Origin of the sequence: Serratia sp. C2(1), from assembly GCF_036352655.1 — a bacterium.
In the GTDB taxonomy this organism is placed as follows: domain Bacteria; phylum Pseudomonadota; class Gammaproteobacteria; order Enterobacterales; family Enterobacteriaceae; genus Serratia; species Serratia inhibens.
This window is the reverse complement of record NZ_JAZFBA010000001.1, coordinates 2,601,362-2,624,755: the sequence shown is the minus strand read 5'-3', so window position 1 is coordinate 2,624,755 and position 23,394 is coordinate 2,601,362. Positions and strand designations below refer to the sequence as shown.

Sequence of the window (23,394 nt, the reverse complement as noted above, 5' to 3'; positions counted from 1 at the left end):
CTTATGCCTTTCAGCCGCATTGCCCTGCATCAGGGAAAATCAGCGCAATATCTGCACACCCTGTCCGACAGCCTGCATCAGGCGCTGGTCGACACCTTCAACGTGCCGCCGGCGGACAAGTTTCAGGCCATCGATCAATACCGCCCCGGCGAGTTGATTTACGATCGCGATTACCTTGGCGGGCCACGTTCGGCGGATTATGTGCTGTTTTACATCACCATCGGCCGCCCGCGCGATACCGCGACCAAACAGCGTTTTTATCAACGCTTGGCGGCGCTGCTGGGGGAGAACCTGCAACTGCGTCCGGAAGATGTGATGATCGTCATCACCACCACTCAACTGGATGAGTGGTCGTTCAGTGCGGGCCGTGCCTCAATGATTGAAAGCCAGCCATAACTCGGGCTGACTCGGCCGACGGTCTGTGGGACAATAGCGCCATCATTTCGTTTAGACATAGAGTTGAATGGCGCTCTCCCCCGCAGTAAAAGATCAGATTGGCCAGTGGTACAAAGCCCTGCAGCAACAAATACCGGATTTTATTTCCCGTGCGCCGCAACGGCAGATGATCGCCGAAGTCGCCAAGACGCTGGCCGGCGATTACCCGCGCCACCTGGCGATTGAGGCGCCGACCGGCGTCGGCAAAACGCTGTCGTATTTGATCCCGGGGATCGCCGTCGGCCGTGCGGAGAGCAAGCCGCTGGTGGTCAGCACCGCCAACGTGGCGCTGCAGGATCAGATCTACAGCAAAGACTTGCCGCTGCTGAAAAAGATCATCCCCGATCTGAAATTCACCGGTGCCTTTGGCCGTGGGCGCTATGTTTGTCCGCGCAATCTGGCGGCGCTGAGCACCGACGTCAGCGAACAGGGTGACCTTACGCTGTTCCTCGATGACGAACTGGCGCCGTCCAGCGGCGAAGAGCAGGCGCTGTGCCAAAAGTTGACCAAGGCGCTCAGCCGTCATGAGTGGGACGGCCTGCGCGACCATTATCAGCTAACGATCGACGATCCGCTGTGGAGCAAACTGAGCACCGACAAAGCCAACTGCCTGGGCCGCAACTGCCATTACATCCGTGAATGCCCGTTTTATATCGCCCGCAAAGAGATTGAAACCGCCGATGTGGTGGTGGCCAACCATGCCCTGGTGATGGCGGCGCTGGAAACCGAATCGGTGCTGCCGAATCCGAAAGAGCTGCTGCTGGTGCTGGACGAAGGCCATCATTTGCCGGAGGTGGCGCGTGACGCCTTGGAAATTGACGGTGAAATCACCGCGCTGTCGACCAACCTGCAGTTGGATATGATCGTGCGCCACGTCGAACAGTGCATGACGCAATACCGGCCGAAAAACCCGCCGGGGCTGGCAAATGAAGAACGGCTGAGAAACCACTGCGAAGAGCTGCGCGAGCTGATCCAGATCTTCGAACGTCAGGTCAGCGCCTTTCTGCCCACCGACAGCGCTCCCGCCGAACACCGGTTCGAAATGGGCGAGTTGCCGGCGGAGATGGTGGAGACCAGTGCAAGGCTATTTAAGCTGACCGATGCCTTGCGTGGGGTGGCGGAGTTCATATTGAACGATCTCACCGAACAGACCGGCAAGCACGACATCGTGCGCCTGCACCGCTCGATCATTCAGATGAGCCGCACGCTGGGCTACCTGGAGGCGATGAGCAAACTGTGGCGGCTGGCGGCGCTGGATAAATCCTCCAATGCGCCGATCTCCAAATGGGTCACGCGCGACCTGCGCGATAACGTGACGCACCTGTATCTGCACTGCGTTGGCATTCGCGTCAGCGATCAACTGGAAAAGTTGCTGTGGCGCAAGGTACCGCACGTGGTGATCACTTCGGCGACGCTGCGTTCGCTGAACAGCTTTGCGCGCCTGCAGGAAATGAGCGGGTTGAGCGAAAAGGCCGGTGACCGCTTCGAAACCCTGTCTTCGCCGTTCAATCACGTTGAACAGGGCAAAATTGTCATTCCGAACATGCGCTTTGAGCCGGCGATGGCCAACGAAGCGGAACACCTGGAAGAAATGGCGCGCTGCTTCCGCGCCGAGCAGGCCAGCGGCAAACACAAGGGCATGCTGATTCTCTTCAGCAGCCACCGGGCGATGCAAACCTTCCTCAGCTACGTCACCGATCTGCGTTTGATGTTGCTGGTGCAGGGGGATCAGCCGCGCTACCGGCTGGTGGAGGAACACCGCAAACGGGTCGAGAAGGGCACGGCCAGCGTGTTGATTGGCCTGCAGTCGTTTGCCGAAGGGCTGGATCTGAAAGGTGAGCTGCTGACCCAGGTACATATTCACAAAATCGCGTTCCCGCCGATCGACAGCCCGGTGATCCTCACCGAAGGCGAGTGGCTAAAATCGCTCAAACGTTATCCGTTTGAAGTGCAGAGCCTGCCCAGCGCGTCGTTCAACCTGATCCAACAGGTTGGGCGGTTGATTCGCAGCAATGAGTGCCACGGCGAGATCGTGATTTACGATCGCCGCCTGCTGACCAAAAGCTACGGTTCGCGGCTGCTGGCGGCGTTGCCGGTGTTTCCGATTGAGCAGCGCGAGGTGCCGGAAGCGGACAAGGCCCACAAGGCCGCGCTCAAGTCTGCCGCCGAAGCGGAGAAAAAAGACAAAAAGCGCAAGAGCCCCTTTACGCGCCGGCGCACGCGTTAATCACAGCAGCGGCGGCAAGCGGCGTTTCACCGGCGTGGTTTTGACGATCGAGGTGTTGCTCTGCGCCCGTTCGGCCAGCTTGTCGAGGATGTGGTCGAGCTGATCCATCGAATGCGCCACCAGGCGCACGATAAAGCAGTCCTCGCCGGTCACCTTGTCGCACTCGATCACTTCGGGGATCTCCTGAATCATCTGCTCGACTTTCTTCAGCATGCCCGGCAGCGGCTTGATGCGCACCAGCGATTGAAAAGCGTAACCCAACGCCTGCAGATTGACGTTCAGGGTGTAGCCCTGGATCACGCCGCTTTCCTCCAGCCGCCGCAGCCGCTCTGAGGTGCTGGGCGACGACAGCCCGGCCCTGGCGCTCAGAGTTTTCAGCGACGCTCGCGCGTCTTCCGCCAGAATGGTCAGGATCTGGCGATCGATATCATCCATACGCTCTCCATTAGGTATTTTGTTTATTATGCCTGCGATAAAAAGGCAGTTAAGCATATTGGCCTTTTTTATGCGATGGAAACCTGCGTGGAAAAACCTCAAGCTAAGGGCATAGGCTTAACCTTGAGGAAATAACCATGAATGCAGAGATAAAGCGCGGTTCGTTGGAGATGATCGCCGCGATGCTGATTTCCGGCACCATTGGCTGGTTTGTGCTGATGTCCGGCCAGCCGGTGATCAACGTGGTGTTCTGGCGCTGTGCGGTGGGCGCGTTGGTGCTGTTGGCTATCTGTGGGGCGCTGGGCCAGTTGCGGCGCGATTGCCTGACGCGCGCCACTTTGTTGCTGGCGATTGCCGGCGGCGTGGCGCTGGTGATCAACTGGCTGCTGCTGTTCGCCGCCTACTCTTATGCGTCTATTTCCATCGCTACCGCGGTGTACAACACCCAACCCTTTATGCTGGTGACGCTGGGGGCGTTGTTCCTCGGCGAAAAACTGACCGCCCGCAAGCTGCTGTGGCTGGCGTTGGCGTTTGTCGGCATGATGCTGGTGGTGCTGGCTCAGCCCAAACAGGCGGGCGAGCAGAGCAACTACCTGCTGGGTATTTTGCTGTCGCTCGGCGCGGCATTTTTTTATGCGCTGATGGCGTTAGCGGCCAAACGGCTGAAAGGTACGCCGCCGCATCTGATTGCACTGATTCAGGTGACGGTCGGCGTGGTGATGCTGTTGCCGTTGGTGGATTTCCACGCGCCGGCGACGGCCGGGCAGTGGGGCATGCTGGCCACGCTTGGCGTGTTGCATACCGGGTTGATGTACGTGCTGTTGTACGGCGCGATCCAAAAACTGCCGACCAACCTGATCGGATCGCTGTCGTTTATCTATCCGATCGACGCCATGCTGGTGGACCGACTGGCGTTCGGTCATCGGCTGGTCGCGCTGCAGTTTGCCGGTGCTGCCATTATCCTGTTGGCGGCTGCGGGCATGAACCTGCTGGGAGAACGCCGGAGGGGACCAAGGGCAGAGCGGGGCGCCAAGCCGACACCCGAACCGCACCAGTTATAGCAAGAGAGAGGATGACATCGCCGCGGCACTGATTTGGCGCTGGCAAAAGCCGATGGCGTGGCTATGATAAAGCTTCGCTCCCGCCACGTTCTGCTCAGGTGATTTATGGTCGATGCTTCCACGCTTTTATTGTTTTCCGGCGCCTGCCTGGCGTTAACGCTAACCCCAGGCCCGGATATGCTGCTAATCGCTTCGCGCAGCGTCAGCCAGGGGCGTCGCGCCGGCTTCGCTTCACTGGCGGGCATCCAGCTTGGCACCTACTGCCACGCTTTGGCGGCGGCGTTAGGCCTGTCGCAGCTGTTTGTCGCGATGCCGCTGGCCTATGATGCGGTGAGAATGTTGGGTGCGGCATACTTGCTGTATCTGGCGTGGAAAACGCTGCGATCCGGCAGCAGTCTGCAGGCATCTTCCGGGTTAGCGGCTGTGCCGACAGCGCGAATTTTCCGCCAGGGGCTGTTCACCAACCTGCTCAACCCGAAAATGGCGCTGTTCGTTCTGGCGCTGTTCCCGCAGTTTCTCGATCCGCATGCCGGCTCGGTGGTGGTGCAGATGCTGCTGCTGGCGACGGTACTGAATCTGGTGGGTCTGCTGATTAACGGCGGGGTGATCCTGGCGGTCAGCGGCATGAAAAGCCGTTTTGTCGGCCGCCGCTTCAGCGCACGTTGGCCGAACTACCTGTTGAGCGGCGTGTTCGCCGGGTTGGCCTGCAAGCTGCTTTTTGACAGCCGCAAATAGCCTCAGGCCTGCAATAACGACTCAAACGCCGCGCTGGCCGGGCATTGCGCCAGCGCGCTGTACATCACCAACCGCAAATGATTTTCCTCATCGACGATAAACGACGCATGCTCAAAGGTCACCTGGCCGGCACCCGGCACGTTGAAGGTACGTTGCCCCTGGCAACGGCCGTGAATGTCATGCTGTTGCCACAGTTGGCGGAACTGCGGTGATACCTGTTCCAGCGCCTGTATCCGTTGCTGCATGGTGGCGTCATCTGGCGCGCGGGCATAGTCGCGGCGAAAGCTGGCGAGGATTTGCGGTGCCTGCGCCTGCCATTCCACCAGCCGCTGATTGAGTTGCGGGTCGGCGAACAGCATCCACAGCATGTTACGCTGTTCCGCCGGGCGATCGCCGATGGCGAACAGCCTTTCCGCCGCCGGATTCCAGGCGATGATGTCCCAACTCAGGTTCATCACGTAAGCCGGGCGCAACCGCAGGTCGTCCAGCAGACGGCGTACCAACGGTGAAACCTGGCACCACTGATGGCCGACCGGTACCGGCGGGCGTTGATGCGCCAGCAAAAACAGATGGTAACGCCCGGTCGCATCCAGCTTTAACACCCGCGCCAAATTCTCCAGAAAATCCACCGAGACATTGATTTCCCGTCCTTGTTCCAGCCAGGTGTACCAGGTGAGGCCCACGCCCGCCAGCGCCGCAACCTCTTCGCGCCGCAGCCCCGGCGTACGGCGTCGGTTACCGCTCGGCAAGCCGACAGCCTGCGGCGACAGTTTCTCGCGCTTCTGACGCAGAAAGTCCGCCAGATCCTGACGGGTTCGGTTGAGGGTACGTGGCGGCATACGGCAATCCTGTTGTTCTCAGTAATAGTATAACTGGCTATATAGTAACAGTTTAAGACATGTTCCATACTGCCGCCATCGTAATCTCGGGAGGTGTTATGGAACAGACATTATCTTGCGGCGATCGGGGCTTGCCTGGACTGCCGGTGTTGCTGTTGGGGGGATTTATGACGGTGTTTGACCTGTTTGTGGTGAATGTGGCGGCGCCGGTTATCCAGCAGCAGTTCGCCGCCGATTTTGCCGGCGTGGGGCTGATTATCGCCGGCTATGAGCTGGCTTTCGGCGTGTTGTTGATAGCCGGCGGGCGCCTGGGCGATCGCTTTGGCCGTCGCCGCCTGTTCAGCCTCGGCATGTTGGGGTTCACCCTGACTTCGGCGCTGTGCGGCATGGCTACGTCGCTCGGCATGCTGATTGCGGCGCGTTTTCTGCAAGGGGCGGCAGCGGCGCTGCTGTTCCCGCAGATCTATGCTTTGCTGCGCGTATTGTACGGCCCGCAACAGCGGCGGCGCGCCTTTGCCTGGTTGGGCATGACGCTGGGGCTGGCGGCGATTTTCGGCCAGATCCTCGGTGGTTTCATTATTGAGGCCGATATTTTCGGCAGTGGCTGGCGCATGATTTTCCTGATCAACCTGCCGATTGGCGCGCTGGCTCTGCTGGCGGCGCGGCGCATTCCCGAATCGCGCCTCGAGCAGGCGCAGCGGCTGGATGGCGTTGGGCTGTTGCTGGCCGCTGTGGGCTTGTTGTTGCTGTTGGTGCCGTTACTGGAAGGACCGTCGCGCGGGTGGCCCTGGTGGGTGTGGCCTGCGCTGGCAATGGCGGTGTCGGTACTCTGGGTTTTTGTGCGTTGGGAACGCCGGCTGGCGCGGCATACCGGGGATGCGGTGCTCGATCCTGCGCTGTTTCGGCAGGGAAGCTTTGGCCCCGGGGTCGCGGTGGTGTTGGCAATTTACTCTACCGCTTCCTCGTTCTTCCTGTGTTTTGCGCTGCTGTTGCAGGCGGGGATTGGCCTGACGCCGTTTCAGGCGGGCAGTTTGTTCGCGCCCGCCAGCGCGGCCTTTATGTTGGCCTCGTTTCTTGCGCCAACGTTGGCGCAGCGCTGGGGTAACGGCGTCTTGGCCGGTGGTGTGGCAGTTTACGCCGCCGGGATGGCGTTGTTGGTGGTGCAGGTGCTGTGGGGTGCGGCGCTGGCGAATCCGCTCCGGCTGTTGCCGGGGTTGGTGATTCTGGGATTTGGCCAGGCATTGAGCATGACGCCGTTGCTTAACCTGGTGCTCGGGCTGGCAAAGGAGCAGCAGGCCGGCATGGCCGCCGGGGTGATTTCCACCGTGCAGCAGGTGGGCGGCGCGCTGGGCATTGCCGCCAGCGGCGCGTTTTTTGTCCCGTTGTTGGCTGCGGGCGGCGGAGCGGATCGCTATGGGCAGGCATTTGCCGGCGCGATGATCTACAACCTGTCGGCGATGGGGGTGGCTTTTGTGCTGCTGAGGTGGATCATCCAACAACAGCGTAAACTGGCTCTTTAGCACACCGCCGGCGGGTGTTATTGCTAGTGGCTTCTACTCGACGTCAAAGGAGCCAAACGCATGTATCAACCCGCCTCATTCCGTGAAGATGACCTGGAAACACAAATGGCACTGGTGCGCGCCAACCCGCTGGGCATGTTGATCAGCCAGGGTGAGCAAGGGCTGGTGGCGGATCCGCTGCCGTTTTTGGTTGATATCGACGCACAGGGAAACCTCTGCCTGCGGGCGCACCTGTCACGCGCCAATCGCCACTGGCAAGAGTTGCAGAGGGTGCAGGAGTGCCTGGTGGTGTTTCAGGGGACGGAGGGCTATATCTCGCCGGGCTGGTACGAAACCAAACGCCAGACCGGCAAGGCGGTGCCGACCTGGAATTACAGCCTGGTGCAGCTATATGGCGTACCCAGGGTAACCGAAGATGCGGGCTGGTTGCGCCGGCAACTGGAAGGATTAACGGCATTGCAGGAAGGCCGGCAGCCTGAACCCTGGCGGATTGACGATGCCCCGGCGAACTATATCGCCGCGCAGATCAAAGGCATTGTCGGCATCGAAATCGCGGTGACCCGGCGCGAGGGCAAATGGAAGATGAGCCAGAACCGCAGCAGTGAAGATATTGACGGTGTGATCGCCGGGCTGCGCGCCGGTAACGCCGACCAGCAGCGGTTGGCGGATGAGGTTGAGCGGCGGCGTGGATAGGGTATGCTAATCCCAGACTGAATCAGGGGACGCAGGCGATGGATTACACCAAAATTATCAAAGAAATAGGCCGTGGGAAGAACCACGCGCGCGATCTGGACCGGGAAACCGCCTTCCAGCTTTATCAAAAGATGTTGGCCGACGAGGTGGGTGAACTGGAATTGGGCGGCATTCTGATCGCCATGCGCATCAAAGGGGAAGCCGAAGAGGAAATGCTGGGTTTTTACCAGGCGATGCAACAGCAGGTGATGCGCCTGCGGGCGCCGCAGGGGCGACCTATGCCGGTGGTGCTGCCCAGTTATAATGGCGCGCGCAAACAGGCGAATTTGACGCCGCTGTTGGCGCTGTTGCTGACGCGCGTCGGCCTGCCGGTGGTGGTGCACGGCGTGCTGGATGACAGCACCCGCATCACCAGCGCGGAAACCTTCCGTGCGCTGGGCCTGCCCTGGTCGCAAGACGCCGCCCATGCCCAGCAACGTCTGGACAACGGCGAAACGGTATTTATCCCGGTCGGCGCCTTGTCCGCCCCGCTGGACAGGCAGCTTGGCCTGCGCTGGCGCATGGGGGTGCGCAACAGCGCCCATACGCTGGCCAAACTGGCGACGCCCTTCGCCGAGCAGGATGTGCTGCGCATCGCCAGCGTATCGCATCCGGAATATGTCGGCCGCGTGGCATCCTTCTTTCGCCAGATTGGCGCCCGCGGGCTGCTGATGCACGGTACCGAAGGGGAAGCCTACGCCAACCCGCAACGCTGCCCGCAGATCCATTACATCGTCAACGGCGAGCAGCAGGTGCTACTGGAGCGGCCGGCACAGGACGAGGCGCCGGAGCTGCCGGCGACCAAGGATGCCGAAACCACCGCGCGCTGGACCGAACGTTGCCTGGCGGGGGAGGTGGCTATTCCGCTGGCGATCCAGCGCCAGATTGCCTGCTGTCTGCTGGCCGCCGGGGAAGTCGACAGCCTGGAGCAAGGGTTGGCGCGTTTACGCAGCGCGTAAATCCCTTGGCTATACTGGAACATCACGCATATTGGCCGAAAGGATGGTTATGCAACAGGCTCTCGATTACTTCAATCAATTGAATCAGGACTACCTCGACGTTCACCGCACCAAAGAAGATCTGTTCTGGCAGAACTATATGGGCACCGGCGGCGATGAAATTTCGGCGCGCTTCTCGGCGGCCGAGAGCGCCTACAAACGTTTTATCGGCGAACCGCGTCGGTTGGCTGAAATTCGCCGGCTGCTGGCCGGGCTGGAGATCCTGCCGCAGGATGCGCAGCGTGACGCGCTGCAACACGGGTTGAACGGCTGGCTGCGTTTCTTCGACTGCAACGCGATTGAGGATGCGCAAGCGCAAACGTTGCTGGATCAGATCATCAGCGCCGAGGCGGATCTTTATTCCCGGCGCAAGGCCACCCCGGTCAGCCATCTGAATGCCGCAGGGCAGCGGGTAAATGCTTCGCTTGGCGAGCTGTTGACCAATCAGGCCACCAATGAAAACGAAGATTACCGCCGCAGCTCGCAAGAGGCGCTGCGCGAGTTGGAGCAGTGGCTGCTGCACAACGGCCTGCCGGAGCTGATTAGCCTGCGCAACCGCTTTGCACGCCAGATGGGTTTTCGCAACTATTTCGACTACAAGGTGAACAAAACCGAGCGCATGACGCCGGAACAGCTGTTCGCCATCCTCGATCGTTTCGAGCTTCAGACCCGGGAAGCCAACTCACGCAGCTTGCAACAGCTGGCGGCGGAGAAGGGCGCGCAGGCGCTGGAACCCTGGAACCTGCGTTATGCCAGCGCCGGTGACGTGACCCGTCAACTGGATCCCTATTTCCCGTTTGCTCAGTCGCTGGAGCGTTGGATCAACAGCTTCAAACGGCTGCACATCGGTTTTCGCGGTGCGCAGATGGATCTCGATCTGCTGGTGCGCCCCGGCAAGTATGAGAACGGCTTTATGCACGGACCGGTGCCGCCGTTTATCCAGCAGGGCAAATGGCTGCCGGCGCGGATTAACTTTACCAGTCTGGCGCAGCCGGATCAGGTAGGCAGCGGCGCTCATGGCTTGAACACCCTGTTCCATGAGGGCGGGCACGCCGCGCACTTTGCCAATATTTGTCAGAATGCGCCCTGTTTCTCGCAGGAGTTTCCGCCGACGTCAATGGCCTATGCCGAAACCCAGTCGATGTTCTGCGACAGCCTGCTGGACGATGCCGATTGGCTGAAACGCTATGCGAAGAACGCCGCCGGCGAACCGGTGCCGGATGCGCTGATTGAGGCCAGTATCGCAGCACGCCAACCGATGCGAGCCTTCAACGAACGCCATATCTTGCTGGTGCCTTACTTTGAATGGGCGCTGTACCAGTGGGAGGATGAACAACGCACGCCGGAGGCGATTACCGCGCTGGCGCGCGAGGTAGAAAGCAAAATACTGGGTATCAGCGGCAGCCCGCGCCCGACGCTGGCGATCCCGCATCTGTTGTCGCTGGAGTCGGCCTGTTCCTATCAGGGCTATCTGCTGGCGTTGATGGCGGTCGAGCAGACGCGCCAATTCTTCCTGCAGCGCGACGGTTATCTGACCGATAATCCGGCAATTGGCCCGGATCTGGCGCGCCACTACTGGTTGCCGGGCAACGGCGTCAGCCACGACGATACGCTGCGCAGCCTGACCGGCGAAGGCTTTAACCCGGACTACCTGGCGCAGGCCTGTAACCAGACGGTAGCGCAGGCCTGGCAGGAGGCGCGGCAGACCATTGCCGATGCTGCCGCCCGGCCGCAGCCGGCGGCGGATTTCGATCTGGCGGCGCATATCCGGGTGGTGGATGGCGATAAAGTGCTGGCGGATAACGCCGGGGGCGACGAGCAGATGTGCCGTGATTTCGCTGCGGCGATTAACGCTCGCCTGGGCTGACAACCCATTGAAAAAAGCCCGCCGATAGCGCGTATCGGCGGGCTTTTTTTTATCTGCAACAAATGGTTAGTTGTAGATGACCGCAGTGGCATGCATCAGGTTATTACCGCTGGTGGAGGTAATGGTAAAGGCTTTGGCGCCGGCCGCATCGGCTTTGGCTGCCAACTGAGCTTTCAGGCTGCTCAGGTCGGTAGCGCCGCTGGCGGTGATCACGCCGGCTTTTTCGAACTGGGCGGCGTCTTGTGCGCTGACGTGTTCAGCGGCAAAAGAAGTGAAAGAAAGGGTAGTCAGAGCGATAGCAGCAGCAAAAGTTTTGATGTTTTTCATGAGAGTCATTCCTGTCAAGTTTGTAAGGGGGAAAGGGGTTGCCTTTCGATGGAGTGATTATTGCGCAGTGACAGGCAGGATGAAATCGGAGAGTATTGATAATCTTTTTCAGATTTTTTGATTGTTAATTCCCCCTTCCTCCTGCGGAAGAAAGGGGGCTTGTTCAGCGCTTCAGGGCATCCGGACGCAGCAGATCGAAACGGTGCTGTTCCGAAATGCCATAGTAGGCACTCGGCCCGCCGGCGCGCAGGATCGGTTCGGCAGCGGCGGTTTGATAAACGCCATGCTCGTCCAGCAATGCAGGGTCGATATGCACCGCGACCACTTCGCCCAGCACCAGCCAGGTTTCCACCTTCTCGCCGGCGGCGCTTTGCAACTGAATGCACTGCGTCAGGCGGCATTCAAAGTTGACCGGGCTTTCCGCTACGCGCTCGGCCTTCACGCGCCGACCGGGCAGCGGCGTTACGCCGGCAAAGGCAAATTCATCTTCGCCGCGCGCCAGGCTGGCGGAACTGTTGTTCATGGCCTCGGCGAGCGGGCGTGTCGCCAGGTTCCAGACAAACTCTCCGGTTTCCACGATGTTCGCCACGCTGTCTTTCCAGCCGGTGCTGGCGAAGCCGATGATGGGCGGGCGGTAGTTGAAACAGTTAAAGAAGCTGTAAGGCGCCAAATTGCGCTGGCCATTGGCGCCGACCGAGGAGATCCAACCGATGGGGCGCGGACCGACGATGGCGTTCAGCGGATCGTGCGGCAGACCGTGGCCTGCGGCGGGCTCATAGTAATAACGGGACTCACTGCTCATAAACGACCTGGTGTGGATAAACCGAGCTTTTATTTTGACGGGTTTCTCGTCGGCTGCAAGTTTGACGTCGCTTTATGGTATCTTACGCGCCAGAAATGCCTTTGAAGAGAGCCCGTCACGGTGGAAAAAAAGAAAACCTTCCCGCAGCAGAAAAGCGGCCTGCACCCGCGTAACCGTCATCGCTCACGCTATGATTTTCCGGCGCTGATCGCCAGTTGCCCGGCTCTGGGGCCGTTCGTCAAGCCGAACGCCTGGGGCGATATCTCGGTCGATTTTGCCGATCCGGCGGCGGTTAAAATGCTCAACCGTGCGTTGCTGCAACATTTTTATGGTATCCAACACTGGGATATTCCCGCCGATTACCTCTGCCCGCCGATCCCTGGGCGAGCCGATTACCTGCACCATCTGGCGGATCTGCTGGCCACCAGCAACGGTGGCGAGATCCCGCGCGGTAAAGGCGTGGCGATCCTCGACGTGGGCATTGGCGCCAACTGCATTTATCCGATCGTCGGCCTGCGCGAGTACGGTTGGCGCTTCACCGGTTCGGAGATCGACCCGGTATCGCTCAATTCGGCCAAAATGATCGTAGAGATGAACCCGACGTTGCGAAACAGCGTGCGTTTGCGCCTGCAGAAACAGCCGGAGTGTATTCTTAACGGCATTATCGGCGTAGCGGAGAAGTTTGACGCTACGCTGTGCAACCCGCCGTTCCACGGTTCAGAACAGGAAGCGCGCGCCAGCACTCGTCTTAAATTGCACAAACTGGGCAAAGGCGAAGTGGCGGATAAGCCGATACAGAATTTCGGCGGCAAGAATAACGAACTGTGGTGTGAAGGCGGCGAAGAAGCCTTCGTGCGCAAGATGGTTGAGGAGAGCGTCGGCAAGGCACAGAACTGCCTGTGGTTTACCTCGCTTATCTCCAAAAATACTACTCTGCCAAGCATTTACCACGCACTGAAGCTGGCGGGCGCGGTGGAAGTGCGCACCATCGAGATGGCGCAGGGGCAAAAGATCAGCCGTTTCGTTGCCTGGACCTTCCATGACGCCGAGCAGCAAGCCGCCTGGGCGGCGGAACGCTGGCGTTAATCGCCAATCGCCGAGTCTGCACGAATATTTACCAGTATGGGAGGCAGCCCCCATACTGGCCGGAAGCCTGGTCTCCTTTCTTGACATACTCCATTAAGGTTCCTTAACTGTAGGGACACCAATAATAACCATTCCAGCAGTGTGCATCGTCTCTTTCCTGGAAACAGGGGAGAGGTTTGCGGCACCGATGTGCCGTATCCATTACTCGACACATTAGCAGGAGTTATTATGATTCCTTTATCTACGCAGCAAGAGATCGGCGCTCTGATTATTGGCATTTTTGGGCGTCTACCGACGGTTTCAGAAATCGACTATTACGACAGTCAATTTGATATAGGCAGCCAGCCGCCGGCCTATATGGCCAGCATTTTAATGAGTCAGCCTGATGCCGACTGGATGAACGGCCAGAGCGAATACGCTATCCTCACCTCGATCTACTTCTCGGTTTATAACGCCTCCCCCGATCCGGATTACATCAACGGGCTGCTTACGCTGGGCCATTTCAACAGTGCGGTCGCCAGTGTGGTGATCGATCTGGCTAATTATCTGGGCAACGATCCGGTCATTTTGGCGCAACGCGATGCCCTGGAGCAGCGGATTGCCGAGGGGCTATATCCCTCCGTTGCCGCAGATGCCGCAGGCGGCGCGGGGGATGCCCTGGCCATGTTCTATCTGCTAAAGGCGCCATGGCTGGCCGATGAACTCAATCAGTACGGGCGCCAGCTCAACGAGGGCGCAGATCTGGCCGGATTGGCGCAGGAAAAAATAGAGACTCTGCCGATCAATAACCTGTCTGACAGCGATTTTATTCTGCGGCTGTTCGAGCAGGGTTTTGAACGCTCGCCAACGGCGGCGGAACTGGCAGATTATCAGCACCGCCTGGCGGAAGGGGCGACGCGTGGCGATCTGCTGGTTGTCATGATTGACCAACTGCGCGGCGTCGTGGCGCCGGAGGACCGAACTGCGCAGCAGCATTTTAAGGATGCCGGTTATGAGTATCAGCCGGGAGAGCTGCCCGCGACGGTATATTTGGAACAGATAGCCGCGCTGTTTCGTGCCATTCCTGAGCGGAGTATTGACGCCACCTCGCTGGATACCTGGAGCAAGATTCTGGCCTCCGGCACTCTCAATTACCCTGAGTTGGTCACCGCACTGTTGGCAACCCCCGAGTTTCAGGAGCAGGTTGGCTCTCTGCAGGGCGATGCCTTTATTCAGCACGTGTACCAGGCCGTTCACGGCAGGGCGGCGGATGAGCAACAACTGGCGCACTATCGGGCATTGGGCGACGACAAGGGACTGATAACGCAGGCGGTGATTGAAGATTTGGTGACTGCCGCTGCGAACGGTGGCATAACGCAGAGCGAACAATGGGCGTTTGCACGCGATATAGGGCAGAGTCTGGCCTATAAAACCACGGCTTCGCTCAGTACCAGCGAAGAGGGCGGAAACGCGTACGGGACGGTAAACACCCACACCGGGCATTCGCTGAGCAACGCGGAAACCGCCGTGCTGTTCCGGGTTTTCCTCAATGCGGATGCGGATGTCACTGTAGATCTGAGCTATGCCGCCCAACTTTCCTATTTGATTATCAACGGGGACAGCGCAGCGGCCATTCAATTGCACAACAACCCGAATGTCAGATATGGCGTGGAAGTGACGGTCAATAACGCGAACGTTACTCTCGACGGCACTTACGGTGGCGATCAGGTACAGTTAACGGCATTGGCCGACGTCGCCGCTGGAACCGGGCATTTTAATCTGAGCGAGGGCAACGACAGCCTGCTGTGGGCCGGAAACTCTACCGGTGGCGCCAACCATGTCGGGGCACTGCTGGGGGCGGACGGCGGAGCCGGTCTGGATATCCTGTCCGCTAATCTGATCGTCAAACTCACTTCCACACTGGATCTTTGGGGGATGCGTGTCAGCACGGTCACCAGCAATGCCGCCAATTTTAGCCATTTTGAACAGCTCGATCTGGCCGGTTATATCGGCCAGGCTGAAGCTACGCTGAACAAGGTCAGCTGGAGTGGGATCAAGACAGAGAAATTGGCGACCGCTGCCCATGTTTTTGACTACGGCGTGCTAAGCGGCCATGCGACAGTAGAGGGCACCCGAGGGGGGTACGTCATTCAGGATCGGGCTGCGGAGGATCTGGGGAGCGGCGGACTGTTGCTTTCCGCTCGGGCGGATAATGTCAAAGTGATTAACGCCAATGCGGATGCGGCCCGGCTTGAAATCAGCAGCGTGGGCGATCAGGCGGATAGCCGGCTTGAGATCGACTTTGTGGCAAATGCCACCCATAGGTTCGATCTGCTGTTTTCCGGCCGTGGAGATGCCGGGTCGTTGGCGTTGGGATCTCACGGCAGTGAAAACCCGCTGGAGCTGCTCGCCATCACCGCGGCGGCTTGGGGCCGTAACGCCCTGACGTTGACCGGCAGCAATGAACAGCTGCATGACATCGTGCTGTCCGGCAAGGCGAGTTTTGACCTGACGCTCGGGGAGGGATACGCCAATGTAGGTCTGATTGACGCTTCGTCGTTTGTCGGCAATGCATTCACCCTGAATGCCGCTCATGGCGGCAGCGGTAACGGTACCTTGATTCAAATGCTGGATTTGTTGCCGCTGAGCGGAGGGGCTCAGGCGAAATTGGAACCGCTATTGGGAGAGCTTGGTCTGCTGGGCGAGCAACTGCTGGTGAAGGGGGGAGGGGGTAATGACCATTTCAGCATCATGGGTGATACCACCCTCGTTGTCGGAGCGGGGCAAAATAACCTCACCCTGCAATCAAGCACGGCGGCTTCTGGCGTGACGCTCAGGGATTTTTCGCTGGAACGAGACAGCTTTACTGATGTTATGTCCGGGTTACGTTTATCCAATGATGCCGGCGGGAGCGCATTGGCGGATTACGGCACCAGCAATGGTGAAGATATCGAAACCCGGGTAGGCGAGTTGACGGCCGAGCAGACAGGGAGCGCAAGCCAACTGCTGGCGGCGTTGTTGGATTTGGGCAGTATCGATGCACTCAGCGCCAAGGTAGGGGTGGGCAGCGTACTGGCCGATAAAAACAGCAGCTACATAATTATCGACAACAATGACGATCATCGGCTGGATGCCGCCGACAGCGTGATTCTGTTATTGGGGCAGGATCACCAAACGCTGCTGAGCGAACTGCGCTATGTTCCGCAACAGGTGGAGCTAACCGGTGCAGCGGCAACGGAAGAGCTGTTGGTGGCCTGAGTTTTAGGTTGTGGTAGTTATCACGACGGTGCAGGTTATGCGGCACAAGAAAGCGGCATCGCCTGTTGAGAAACGGCGGGCGCAGAACGCGCGCCCGCCACTGAGCAGGGTAAATCAGGATACGTGCTGCAGGAACTCTTGCAGGCGCGGGCTTGGCGGCGAGTTGATCAGATCGTGCGGGTTGCCGTCTTCGGCTATACGGCCCTTGTCGATAAAGATCAGACGCGACGCCACTTTCTCGGCAAAGCCGACTTCGTGGGTCACGATCACCATGGTCATGCCTTCTTCAGCCAGATCTTGCATGACTTTCAGCACTTCGTGACGAAGTTCCGGGTCAAGCGCCGAGGTGGGTTCGTCGAACAGCATCATTTTCGGTTTTACCGCCAGCGCACGGGCGATAGCCACGCGCTGCTGTTGGCCGCCGGACAGTTCGGAAGGATAGTGATGCGCGCGTTCCGCCAGGCCCACTTTGGCCAACAGCTCACGCGCCAGTTTTTCCGCTTCAGACTTTTTCAGACCGCGTACGCGGATCGGACCAAAGGCGACGTTTTCCAGCGCCGTCAGGTGCGGGAACAGGTAAAACTGTTGGAACACCATGCCGGCTTCCTGACGGATCAGGCGATCGTCGACCTTGGGATCGTTGGCTTTCAGACCATCGACGAACAGATCGCCGCTGGTGATCTCTTCCAGTTTGTTGATGCAGCGCAGCAGCGTGGATTTGCCGGAGCCGGAAGGCCCGATAATCACTACGACTTCACCCTGGTTAATTTTCAGGTCGATATTGTGCAGCACTTGGGTTTGGCCAAAATGCTTGGAGACGTTTTTAAATTCAATCACAGGATTTTCATCCTTCTTTCCAGACGACGCAGAACGAAGCTCAGCACCAGGGTGATAATCAGATAGATAACCGCTACGGCGCTCCAGATTTCCAGCGCACGGAAGTTACCGGCAATAATTTCCTGGCCCTGACGGGTCAGTTCCGCCACGCCGATCACGATGAACAGCGACGTGTCTTTAATGCTGATGATCCACTGGTTACCCAGCGGCGGCAGCATGCGGCGCAGCGCCAGCGGCATAATGACGTAACGGATGGTTTCACGGCGCGACAAACCCAAGGCCAGGCCCGCTTCACGGAATCCGTTATGGATCGACAGCACCGCACCGCGGGTAATTTCCGCAATGTAGGCGCCGGAGTTGATCATGATGGTGACCACCGCCGCGCTAAACGGATCTATGCGTAAATCGCTGAACGCCATTGGCAGGGCGAAGTAAATAAACATCACCTGCACCACGATTGGCGTACCGCGGATCACTTCGATGAACACCAGGGCGAGATGGTTGGCAATCCAACCGCCGTAGGTACGGGCAAAGCCGGCGACAAGGCCGATGATCAGGCCGCCAATCAGACCGAGGACCGAAATCCACAGGGTCATTTTGGCACCTTCTAACAGAATGGGGATGGCGGGCCAGATGGCGCTCCAGTCGAACTGCATGGTGTTTTCTCCCGATGATCCCAACGCTGGGAATCAGATACAACAAAGCGCAGGGGCTAAGGCACAACCCCCGTGCTCAGGTTAAACAGTGGCTCACTTCACCCGTTATTTAGGTTCGGTACCGAACCATTTTTTGTAGATTTCGTTGTAGGTGCCGTTGTCGCGCAGCGTTTTCAACGCGCCGTTCACCTTCACGCGCAACTCGTCACTGCCTTTCGGGAAGGCGATGCCGTATTGCTGGGCTTCCAGTGATTCACCGACGGTTTTGAACTTGCCTGCGCCTGCGGTTTTGATGAAGTACAGGATGTTTGGCGTATCGTGCAGTACCGCGTCAGCGCGCTTGGTACCCAGTTCCATATAGGCGTTATCGATGTTCGGGAACTGACGCAGATCTTTGGCTTTAATGTTCTGCTTGGCGTAATCCACCGAGCCTGTGCCGCTCTTCACCGCGACCACTTTACCGTCCAGATCCTTCACGCTTTTTACGCTGTCGTCGTTGGCATTAACCATAACCAACAGGCCGCTTTTGTAGTAACCGTCGGAAAACTCGATGGCTTTTTTACGTTCTTCGGTGATGGTGATGCCCGCCAGCGCCAAATCGATGTTTTTGGTTTGCAGCGCCGGGATAATGCCGCTGAAATCCATAGGTTTCAGGGTGTAATCCAGTTTCAGCTCTTTAGCGATCGCGGCCCACAGGTCGATATCGAAGCCAACGTATTTGTCGCCTTGTTTGAATTCAAAAGGAACGAATGCGGTATCGGTTGCGACGACCAGTTTATCTGCTGCGTGGGAGCTTACGGCAAAAGCCAGCGAAAGTGCGGCCAGGGAGACTTTGAAAATTGACTTCATGTGAGGAATTTCCTGTACAGGTTGCGGATTACCCATTTTTTATATTGCAGTTGGTGCCATGAAAAAATCGTGCCATGTTTGCAACTACTATAAAAACAAAGAGTTGTGATGCGATGTTGTGCCGTAACGGCGTATTATTATTTTTATGCACCAAATTGAGGCCCCAAAATGGTGCCTGGGGTTTCGTGCTGGTGCATTGGCCTATCATTAACCAAATAATGGGGGTGAAACAACCGATAGTTAACAGTTTCGCTTCAATATTGATAACTAACTCTAACTTTTATGATTCATGGTTGTTGCATATGGTGCAGGAGTGTTCGATAAGTACAGAAAAGGGTTTCACAACCCGGCGATCTTGATTTGCCGCTAGCTTAGCGCAACTGGCTGTCTTTGCTTCCGCGCCGGTTATATAAGCCGCTGTCGGCCTGTTTTTTGTCCCGTTCGGTTTGGCAGAGCAGACAATAGCGGACGCCTTTTAACGCCTGGCGGCGCGCCAGGGGGATTTCTTCGCCGCACTCCTGACAATAACGTTCGCTTTCACCTTGACCCAGCGCATGACGTGCACGTTGCACTGCGTCATCAACGGTGGAATCGATTTGGTCCTGTACGGCGCCATCCGCCGCCCATCCGTTTGCCATGGTGACCTCGCTTCGGTGTCTTCGCCGTATTCCTCTGTATATAACGCGACCAGTCGCTGCCTGATTAAGTCTACTATGGGCGTTTTTTTGAGCAATTCAAGCGGCGTAAAAAGAAAAACAGGCCGGGGAAAAGCCCGCAGCCTGTTTAATCCCGTAAAGGGGTTGGGGATGACGCTTACCTGGGCTTATTCAATATTGGATTCGATAAACCACAGGTACTTGTCCAGATCGCGTGATGCGGCAGTGAACATATCGGCAGTATCTTCATCTTCTACTTCGGAGATGGCCTTGCGAATGTCATTCGCCACCGCGCCATAACGATCCGCCAAGGCTTTCAGATGTTCTTGCACGCTGTGGATGTTGGTTGGGTAGCTTTTCAGGGGCGTTTTATCGTTCACCACCTGCACGGTACCCAGCGCCACGCCGCCCAACTGCACTACGCGCTCGGCGAAGGTATCCTGATGCTCGGTGATCGCGGTGCGGAACCCGTCCAGCATTTCATGGACGGCAATAAAGTTGGCACCGCGCATATTCCAGTGTGCCTGTTTGGTGATCAACGACAGGTCAATAAACTGCACCACCTGATGGTTCAGCGCCTTGATAGCAGCCAGTTTGGTTTTTTCTTCCATGTCATTACGGGTGTAAAGCAGATCAGAAGATTTCGTTTTCACCAGTTTAGCGGTACTCATATCAGATATCCTCTTTGTGGGTCGTTGTCCTATTTTTGTCACGGAAATAATTATAGCAGCCATATTCATTCTTGCAGCACGAAAATGGCTATTGGATAAATAGGACATAACGAATGGAAAATTAGTCTTAAAAAGAAAATCCCAGTGCTTTCATCTTCTTTATTTGGTTAATGTACTGAATTTTATCTATTTTTATGTTTTAAGGTGAAATCTGAAAGGAGATTTGATAATAATTAAAATGTGAGGGAAATTACCATTGTGATTTTTATTTTCCATGAAAAAATATGTTTAACGGCTCATTATTGTGTCAGCGTATTAATTGACTGTTAATTCAGGTTGATAGCTTGATAACATCTGGTTAAAATAATTCCCCTCATTTTTATCGCTATAATCCTATGAAAATTAACGTAGTGGGAACCAGCGGCAGTGGCAAAAGCACGGTAGCGCGCCAGTTGGCAGAAAAATTCGCAGTCCCTTATATCGAGCTGGATAGGCTGTTTTGGCGGCGAGACTGGCAAGGCACGCCGGATGACGAATTTTTGGCCCGCCTCGCCCAGGTGTTGGGCGAGGCAGACAGCGGCTGGGTGCTGGACGGCAATTATACCCGAACCAAATCCCTCAAGTGGCGTGAGGTCGATTGGGTCGTGTGGGTGGATTACGGGGTCTGCCGCACGTTGTTTCAGGCGGTGCGCCGCGCGGCCATGCGCGCCTGGACTCGCACTGAATTGTGGCCCGGCACCGGTAATCGTGAGAGTTTTCGCCGATCTTTTTTCAGCCGCGATTCGATAATTCTGTGGACCCTCAAAACCTACCGTAAAAATCGGGCCAGTTACCTTGATGATATGAATAATGCCCGGTACGGGCATATCCGTTTCATTCGGCTGCGTTCGCCTGGGCAGGCCCGGGAATTTATTCGTTCTTTACCCCAGGGTTAATCGACTACAGCAGCAGGCTGTAATGCACGTTCACCACCGCTTTCTTGATAACCGTTGGGGCAGTCAACTGGCAGTTGGGTTGATGCGGCTCATGGGGCAAGAAGATGGCGTACATACCGGGAAACATATGCAGCGTTTGGCGATGGCGGCTGATATCCAACAGCTGCAGATCCTGCTTCTCGTCGTAGGGCTGCTCGCTTTGCCAACCCCCCGGCAGCCCGTAATCAATGCGCTCTTCGCCGCTGATTAACAGATGGATAGCGGCATATTCCTGATGCAGTTCGGCCCGATGGGCTTGTGCCGGCCCGGTTGTCAGCGACATTACCTCCATAAAGAGCTTCTTGCCCTCGATCTCATGCCGCCCCAGCGCCAGCTCAGGCAGATCGTATTGACGGAGGGCTGTAAGGGCTTTAACCAATATCGGTGACATGCCACGGCCGTAGCGTGGGTTAAACAGGGTGTTATAAATCACTTTAGTTCTCCATGTGATCAACCCAGCCGGGTTGGGTTCCATAAAAAGCGTCGGTTGCTGCGGGAATAGTATGCCTGCTTATCAGTGCGAAAACAGTTAACCCGCCAGCATTCCGCTTTCGGTAAATGCGGGCGTAGCCGATTTTCAGGACAGTTTTTCGATTTGCGGTTTGGATTTGATGGTCAGAGTCGAGCCCATCGATGCCGCGATAATCGCCGCCAGAGCCAGCCATTGCACCAGGGTCAGGTGCTCATTAAGGAACAGCATGCCGGAAAGCGCCGCCATGGCCGGTTCGAGGCTCATCAGAGTGCCGAAGGTACGCGCCGGGATTTTGGGCAGTGCGATGATCTCCAGCGAATAAGGCAGTGCGGTGGAGAGGATCGCCACCGCCAGTGCCGTGGGCAGAATATCGACATTCAGCAATACGCTACCGGCTTGCCAGGCCCCTATCGGGCAGAATACCAAAGCGGCTATCAGTGAACCGACCGCCACCGTGCCCGGCCCGTGATCGCCGCCGGCCTTCTGGCCAAAAATAATATAGACCGCCCAGCAGGCGCCTGCGCCAAGCGCACAGGCCGCGCCGAACGGGTCGATGCTGCCCATATCATGGCCAAGTGGCAACAGGAACCACAACCCGACCAGCGCCAAGGCTACCCATAAAAAGTCGATCGCGCGGCGTGAGGAAAACATGGCGACCGCCAGCGGCCCGGTGAACTCCAGCGCCACGGCGATACCGAGCGGCAGGGTGCGCAGCGAAAGGTAAAACAGGTAATTCATGGCGCCCAACGCCAGGCCATAGACCAGCAGCGGCAGGCGGCTGCCGGCGGCGAAACGCATGCGCCATGGGCGGAAGATAATAAACAGAATCAACGTGCCGATGCTTAGGCGCAGCGTGGTGATCCCTTCCGCGCCGACCAGCGGAAACAGGCTTTTGGCCAGCGAGGCGCCGCCCTGGATCGATACCATGGCGATGATTAACAAACAGAGGGGGAGCAGCGCGGAAGGCGCTTTAGCGGGTGTAGACGCAGACATCCTTATGAGCCTTTTGTTCGCCTTCCACAGCCTTGGGAAGACAGTCGAAATCTGGATAAGGGCAGTGTAAATGAAATGAGGCAAATGTGTCTGCGAAAAGCGTGCGAAACGATAAAAGCTGCCACTTCTCTGCGCTAAACAAGCGGATTTGGTCAAAAAGTGCGCATTTATTTCGGAATTGTCTGGATATTAAATAGGTGATTGTTGTCACACAAAAGAGTAGAATGCGGCTCGAAAATAGAGCGAAAAGAAGCAGATACACTGTTCTTGAAATCTTATGTTACACGATATAAAGCATTAGACACTCATTTTAAGGCAGAGTTTCACGCTAATTTTTGCTATATTTTCAATGCATGAACAAATGGATTTACTTAAAAATATAACGCGTTTGAGGTGGTTATGAAAAAAATTGCATGTCTTTCCGCAGTAGCAGCCTGTGTATTAGCAGTCACCGCAGGTACCGCATTCGCTGGTCAGAGCACCGTATCCGCTGGCTATGCGCAGGGTGATCTCCAAGGCGTTGCTAACAAAGCCGACGGTTTCAACCTGAAGTATCGTTACGAGTTCGACAACAGCCCACTGGGCGTGATCGGTTCCTTTACCCATCTGGAAAAGAACGGTTCTCAAGACGGTTACTACGGTAAAGCGCAGTACAACTCTATCACTGCCGGTCCAGCTTACCGTTTCAACGACTGGGCAAGCATCTACGGTGTAGTTGGTGTTGGCTACGGCAAAAACATCGATAATGCACAAGACGGCACCGATCATAACGGCAACAGCGACTACGGCTTCACTTACGGCGCTGGTCTGCAGTTCAACCCAATCCAGGAAGTTGCTCTGGACGTAGGTTACGAGCAGAGCCGCATCCGCAGTGTTGATGTTGGCACCTGGATGGTTGGCGTAGGCTACCGTTTCTAAGATTTCTCCATGCCTGCGGGCGTGAGCGTACGGCGCAGTTGGCCGTACCGGATAAAAATCCGCCTTC

The 23,394-nt window shown here is 57.3% G+C and carries 23 protein-coding genes; 12 read left to right on the top strand and 11 right to left on the bottom strand.

Going from position 1 to position 23,394, the window contains the following annotated elements:
• Nucleotides 1-3: 3 nt before the first annotated feature.
• Both V2S86_RS12240 and dinG read left to right on the top strand, forming a co-directional pair.
• Entirely contained in the window at nt 4-396 is a 393-nt protein-coding gene (locus V2S86_RS12240; protein ID WP_330762630.1) for a tautomerase family protein, read from the top strand.
• 67 nt (nt 397-463) lie between these two features.
• On the top strand, nt 464-2,662 hold the full coding sequence (gene dinG / locus V2S86_RS12235; RefSeq protein ID WP_330762629.1) for an ATP-dependent DNA helicase DinG: 2,199 nt from the start codon (nt 464-466) through the stop codon (nt 2,660-2,662).
• On the opposite strand, the gene V2S86_RS12230 is transcribed toward dinG, so the two are convergent.
• Nucleotides 2,663-3,097 carry an Lrp/AsnC family transcriptional regulator gene (locus V2S86_RS12230; protein WP_330762628.1) on the bottom strand — a complete coding sequence of 145 codons (435 nt, stop codon included), beginning with the start codon at nt 3,095-3,097 and terminating at the stop codon, nt 2,663-2,665.
• 137 nt (nt 3,098-3,234) lie between these two features.
• Between V2S86_RS12230 and V2S86_RS12225 the strand changes: the two genes are divergently transcribed.
• Together V2S86_RS12225 and V2S86_RS12220 are read left to right on the top strand one after the other, a co-directional pair.
• Nucleotides 3,235-4,158, top strand: coding sequence for a DMT family transporter (locus tag V2S86_RS12225; protein ID WP_330762627.1), 924 nt, complete (start codon nt 3,235-3,237; stop codon nt 4,156-4,158).
• A 105-nt stretch (nt 4,159-4,263) separates the two neighbouring features.
• Nucleotides 4,264-4,893 carry a LysE family translocator gene (locus V2S86_RS12220; protein ID WP_330762626.1) on the top strand — a complete coding sequence of 210 codons (630 nt, stop codon included), beginning with the start codon at nt 4,264-4,266 and terminating at the stop codon, nt 4,891-4,893.
• A gap of 2 nt (nt 4,894-4,895) precedes the next feature.
• Here the strand turns inward: V2S86_RS12220 and V2S86_RS12215 are convergent, their stop codons facing one another.
• On the bottom strand, nt 4,896-5,732 hold the full coding sequence (locus tag V2S86_RS12215; RefSeq protein ID WP_330762625.1) for a helix-turn-helix transcriptional regulator: 837 nt from the start codon (nt 5,730-5,732) through the stop codon (nt 4,896-4,898).
• A 98-nt stretch (nt 5,733-5,830) separates the two neighbouring features.
• Here V2S86_RS12215 and V2S86_RS12210 point away from each other — a divergent pair, with 98 nt between their 5' ends.
• Genes V2S86_RS12210 through V2S86_RS12195 form a run of 4 tightly spaced genes read left to right on the top strand, consistent with a single transcriptional unit; the run spans nt 5,831 to nt 10,849 of the window.
• Nucleotides 5,831-7,252, top strand: a complete 1,422-nt coding sequence (locus V2S86_RS12210) for an MFS transporter (protein WP_330762624.1) — start codon at nt 5,831-5,833, stop codon at nt 7,250-7,252.
• 60 nt (nt 7,253-7,312) lie between these two features.
• Nucleotides 7,313-7,945: an FMN-binding negative transcriptional regulator gene (locus V2S86_RS12205; protein ID WP_330762623.1), complete on the top strand. Its 633-nt coding sequence runs from the start codon at nt 7,313-7,315 to the stop codon at nt 7,943-7,945.
• Between the two features lie 38 nt (nt 7,946-7,983).
• Nucleotides 7,984-8,943 (top strand): DNA-binding protein YbiB, encoded by a 960-nt coding sequence (ybiB, locus tag V2S86_RS12200; RefSeq protein ID WP_330762622.1) that lies wholly within the window; start codon nt 7,984-7,986, stop codon nt 8,941-8,943.
• Between the two features lie 49 nt (nt 8,944-8,992).
• Complete coding sequence (locus V2S86_RS12195) at nt 8,993-10,849, top strand: M3 family metallopeptidase (RefSeq protein ID WP_330762621.1); 1,857 nt, start codon at nt 8,993-8,995, stop codon at nt 10,847-10,849.
• A gap of 66 nt (nt 10,850-10,915) precedes the next feature.
• Here V2S86_RS12195 and bhsA read toward each other — a convergent pair whose 3' ends face one another.
• Together bhsA and V2S86_RS12185 are read right to left on the bottom strand one after the other, a co-directional pair.
• On the bottom strand, nt 10,916-11,176 hold the full coding sequence (gene bhsA, locus V2S86_RS12190) for a multiple stress resistance protein BhsA (RefSeq protein ID WP_330762620.1): 261 nt from the start codon (nt 11,174-11,176) through the stop codon (nt 10,916-10,918).
• Nucleotides 11,177-11,339: 163 nt separating this feature from the next.
• Entirely contained in the window at nt 11,340-11,978 is a 639-nt protein-coding gene (locus V2S86_RS12185) for a flavin reductase family protein (protein WP_004942223.1), read from the bottom strand.
• Between the two features lie 120 nt (nt 11,979-12,098).
• Between V2S86_RS12185 and rlmF the strand changes: the two genes are divergently transcribed.
• A complete protein-coding gene (rlmF, locus tag V2S86_RS12180; protein WP_330762619.1) occupies nt 12,099-13,064 on the top strand; it encodes a 23S rRNA (adenine(1618)-N(6))-methyltransferase RlmF in 966 nt (321 codons plus the stop codon).
• Between the two features lie 228 nt (nt 13,065-13,292).
• Nucleotides 13,293-16,301: a DUF4214 domain-containing protein gene (locus V2S86_RS12175; RefSeq protein WP_330762618.1), complete on the top strand. Its 3,009-nt coding sequence runs from the start codon at nt 13,293-13,295 to the stop codon at nt 16,299-16,301.
• 114 nt (nt 16,302-16,415) lie between these two features.
• On the opposite strand, the gene glnQ is transcribed toward V2S86_RS12175, so the two are convergent.
• From glnQ to dps, 5 genes are all read right to left on the bottom strand, one after another.
• Nucleotides 16,416-17,138 carry a glutamine ABC transporter ATP-binding protein GlnQ gene (gene glnQ / locus V2S86_RS12170; RefSeq protein WP_006322077.1) on the bottom strand — a complete coding sequence of 241 codons (723 nt, stop codon included), beginning with the start codon at nt 17,136-17,138 and terminating at the stop codon, nt 16,416-16,418.
• Nucleotides 17,135-17,794, bottom strand: coding sequence for a glutamine ABC transporter permease GlnP (glnP, locus tag V2S86_RS12165; protein ID WP_330762617.1), 660 nt, complete (start codon nt 17,792-17,794; stop codon nt 17,135-17,137). The genes glnQ and glnP overlap by 4 nt, the downstream gene beginning before the upstream one ends.
• Nucleotides 17,795-17,899: 105 nt before the next feature.
• Complete coding sequence (gene glnH / locus V2S86_RS12160; protein ID WP_330762616.1) at nt 17,900-18,643, bottom strand: glutamine ABC transporter substrate-binding protein GlnH; 744 nt, start codon at nt 18,641-18,643, stop codon at nt 17,900-17,902.
• Nucleotides 18,644-19,014: 371 nt separating this feature from the next.
• Nucleotides 19,015-19,281: a DksA/TraR family C4-type zinc finger protein gene (locus tag V2S86_RS12155; RefSeq protein WP_330762615.1), complete on the bottom strand. Its 267-nt coding sequence runs from the start codon at nt 19,279-19,281 to the stop codon at nt 19,015-19,017.
• A gap of 185 nt (nt 19,282-19,466) precedes the next feature.
• Nucleotides 19,467-19,970, bottom strand: a complete 504-nt coding sequence (gene dps, locus V2S86_RS12150; RefSeq protein ID WP_330762614.1) for a DNA starvation/stationary phase protection protein Dps — start codon at nt 19,968-19,970, stop codon at nt 19,467-19,469.
• Nucleotides 19,971-20,365: 395 nt separating this feature from the next.
• Here dps and V2S86_RS12145 point away from each other — a divergent pair, with 395 nt between their 5' ends.
• Nucleotides 20,366-20,905, top strand: coding sequence for an adenylate kinase (locus V2S86_RS12145; protein WP_330762613.1), 540 nt, complete (start codon nt 20,366-20,368; stop codon nt 20,903-20,905).
• Between the two features lie 4 nt (nt 20,906-20,909).
• Here V2S86_RS12145 and nanQ read toward each other — a convergent pair whose 3' ends face one another.
• Together nanQ and rhtA are read right to left on the bottom strand one after the other, a co-directional pair.
• Nucleotides 20,910-21,377, bottom strand: a complete 468-nt coding sequence (gene nanQ / locus V2S86_RS12140; RefSeq protein WP_330762612.1) for an N-acetylneuraminate anomerase — start codon at nt 21,375-21,377, stop codon at nt 20,910-20,912.
• Between the two features lie 144 nt (nt 21,378-21,521).
• Complete coding sequence (gene rhtA / locus V2S86_RS12135) at nt 21,522-22,409, bottom strand: threonine/homoserine exporter RhtA (RefSeq protein WP_330762611.1); 888 nt, start codon at nt 22,407-22,409, stop codon at nt 21,522-21,524.
• A gap of 399 nt (nt 22,410-22,808) precedes the next feature.
• Here rhtA and ompX point away from each other — a divergent pair, with 399 nt between their 5' ends.
• Entirely contained in the window at nt 22,809-23,327 is a 519-nt protein-coding gene (gene ompX, locus V2S86_RS12130) for an outer membrane protein OmpX (protein ID WP_330762610.1), read from the top strand.
• The last annotated feature ends 67 nt before the right edge of the window (nt 23,328-23,394 follow it).

Excerpts from the sequence above, each read along its gene's own strand:
- V2S86_RS12185 (WP_004942223.1), bottom strand. The coding sequence starts at position 11,978 with ATGAGCAGTGAGTCCCGTTATTACTATGAGCCCGCCGCAGGCCACGGT.
- V2S86_RS12240 (WP_330762630.1), top strand. The coding sequence starts at position 4 with ATGCCTTTCAGCCGCATTGCCCTGCATCAGGGAAAATCAGCGCAATAT.
- V2S86_RS12205 (WP_330762623.1), top strand. The coding sequence starts at position 7,313 with ATGTATCAACCCGCCTCATTCCGTGAAGATGACCTGGAAACACAAATG.
- V2S86_RS12225 (WP_330762627.1), top strand. The coding sequence starts at position 3,235 with ATGAATGCAGAGATAAAGCGCGGTTCGTTGGAGATGATCGCCGCGATG.
- dps (WP_330762614.1), bottom strand. The coding sequence starts at position 19,970 with ATGAGTACCGCTAAACTGGTGAAAACGAAATCTTCTGATCTGCTTTAC.
- V2S86_RS12210 (WP_330762624.1), top strand. The coding sequence starts at position 5,831 with ATGGAACAGACATTATCTTGCGGCGATCGGGGCTTGCCTGGACTGCCG.
- V2S86_RS12175 (WP_330762618.1), top strand. The coding sequence starts at position 13,293 with ATGATTCCTTTATCTACGCAGCAAGAGATCGGCGCTCTGATTATTGGC.
- rhtA (WP_330762611.1), bottom strand. The coding sequence starts at position 22,409 with ATGTCTGCGTCTACACCCGCTAAAGCGCCTTCCGCGCTGCTCCCCCTC.
- V2S86_RS12195 (WP_330762621.1), top strand. The coding sequence starts at position 8,993 with ATGCAACAGGCTCTCGATTACTTCAATCAATTGAATCAGGACTACCTC.
- V2S86_RS12155 (WP_330762615.1), bottom strand. The coding sequence starts at position 19,281 with ATGGCAAACGGATGGGCGGCGGATGGCGCCGTACAGGACCAAATCGAT.
- glnH (WP_330762616.1), bottom strand. The coding sequence starts at position 18,643 with ATGAAGTCAATTTTCAAAGTCTCCCTGGCCGCACTTTCGCTGGCTTTT.
- V2S86_RS12145 (WP_330762613.1), top strand. The coding sequence starts at position 20,366 with ATGAAAATTAACGTAGTGGGAACCAGCGGCAGTGGCAAAAGCACGGTA.
- V2S86_RS12215 (WP_330762625.1), bottom strand. The coding sequence starts at position 5,732 with ATGCCGCCACGTACCCTCAACCGAACCCGTCAGGATCTGGCGGACTTT.
- ybiB (WP_330762622.1), top strand. The coding sequence starts at position 7,984 with ATGGATTACACCAAAATTATCAAAGAAATAGGCCGTGGGAAGAACCAC.
- glnP (WP_330762617.1), bottom strand. The coding sequence starts at position 17,794 with ATGCAGTTCGACTGGAGCGCCATCTGGCCCGCCATCCCCATTCTGTTA.
- V2S86_RS12230 (WP_330762628.1), bottom strand. The coding sequence starts at position 3,097 with ATGGATGATATCGATCGCCAGATCCTGACCATTCTGGCGGAAGACGCG.
- V2S86_RS12220 (WP_330762626.1), top strand. The coding sequence starts at position 4,264 with ATGGTCGATGCTTCCACGCTTTTATTGTTTTCCGGCGCCTGCCTGGCG.
- dinG (WP_330762629.1), top strand. The coding sequence starts at position 464 with ATGGCGCTCTCCCCCGCAGTAAAAGATCAGATTGGCCAGTGGTACAAA.
- ompX (WP_330762610.1), top strand. The coding sequence starts at position 22,809 with ATGAAAAAAATTGCATGTCTTTCCGCAGTAGCAGCCTGTGTATTAGCA.
- bhsA (WP_330762620.1), bottom strand. The coding sequence starts at position 11,176 with ATGAAAAACATCAAAACTTTTGCTGCTGCTATCGCTCTGACTACCCTT.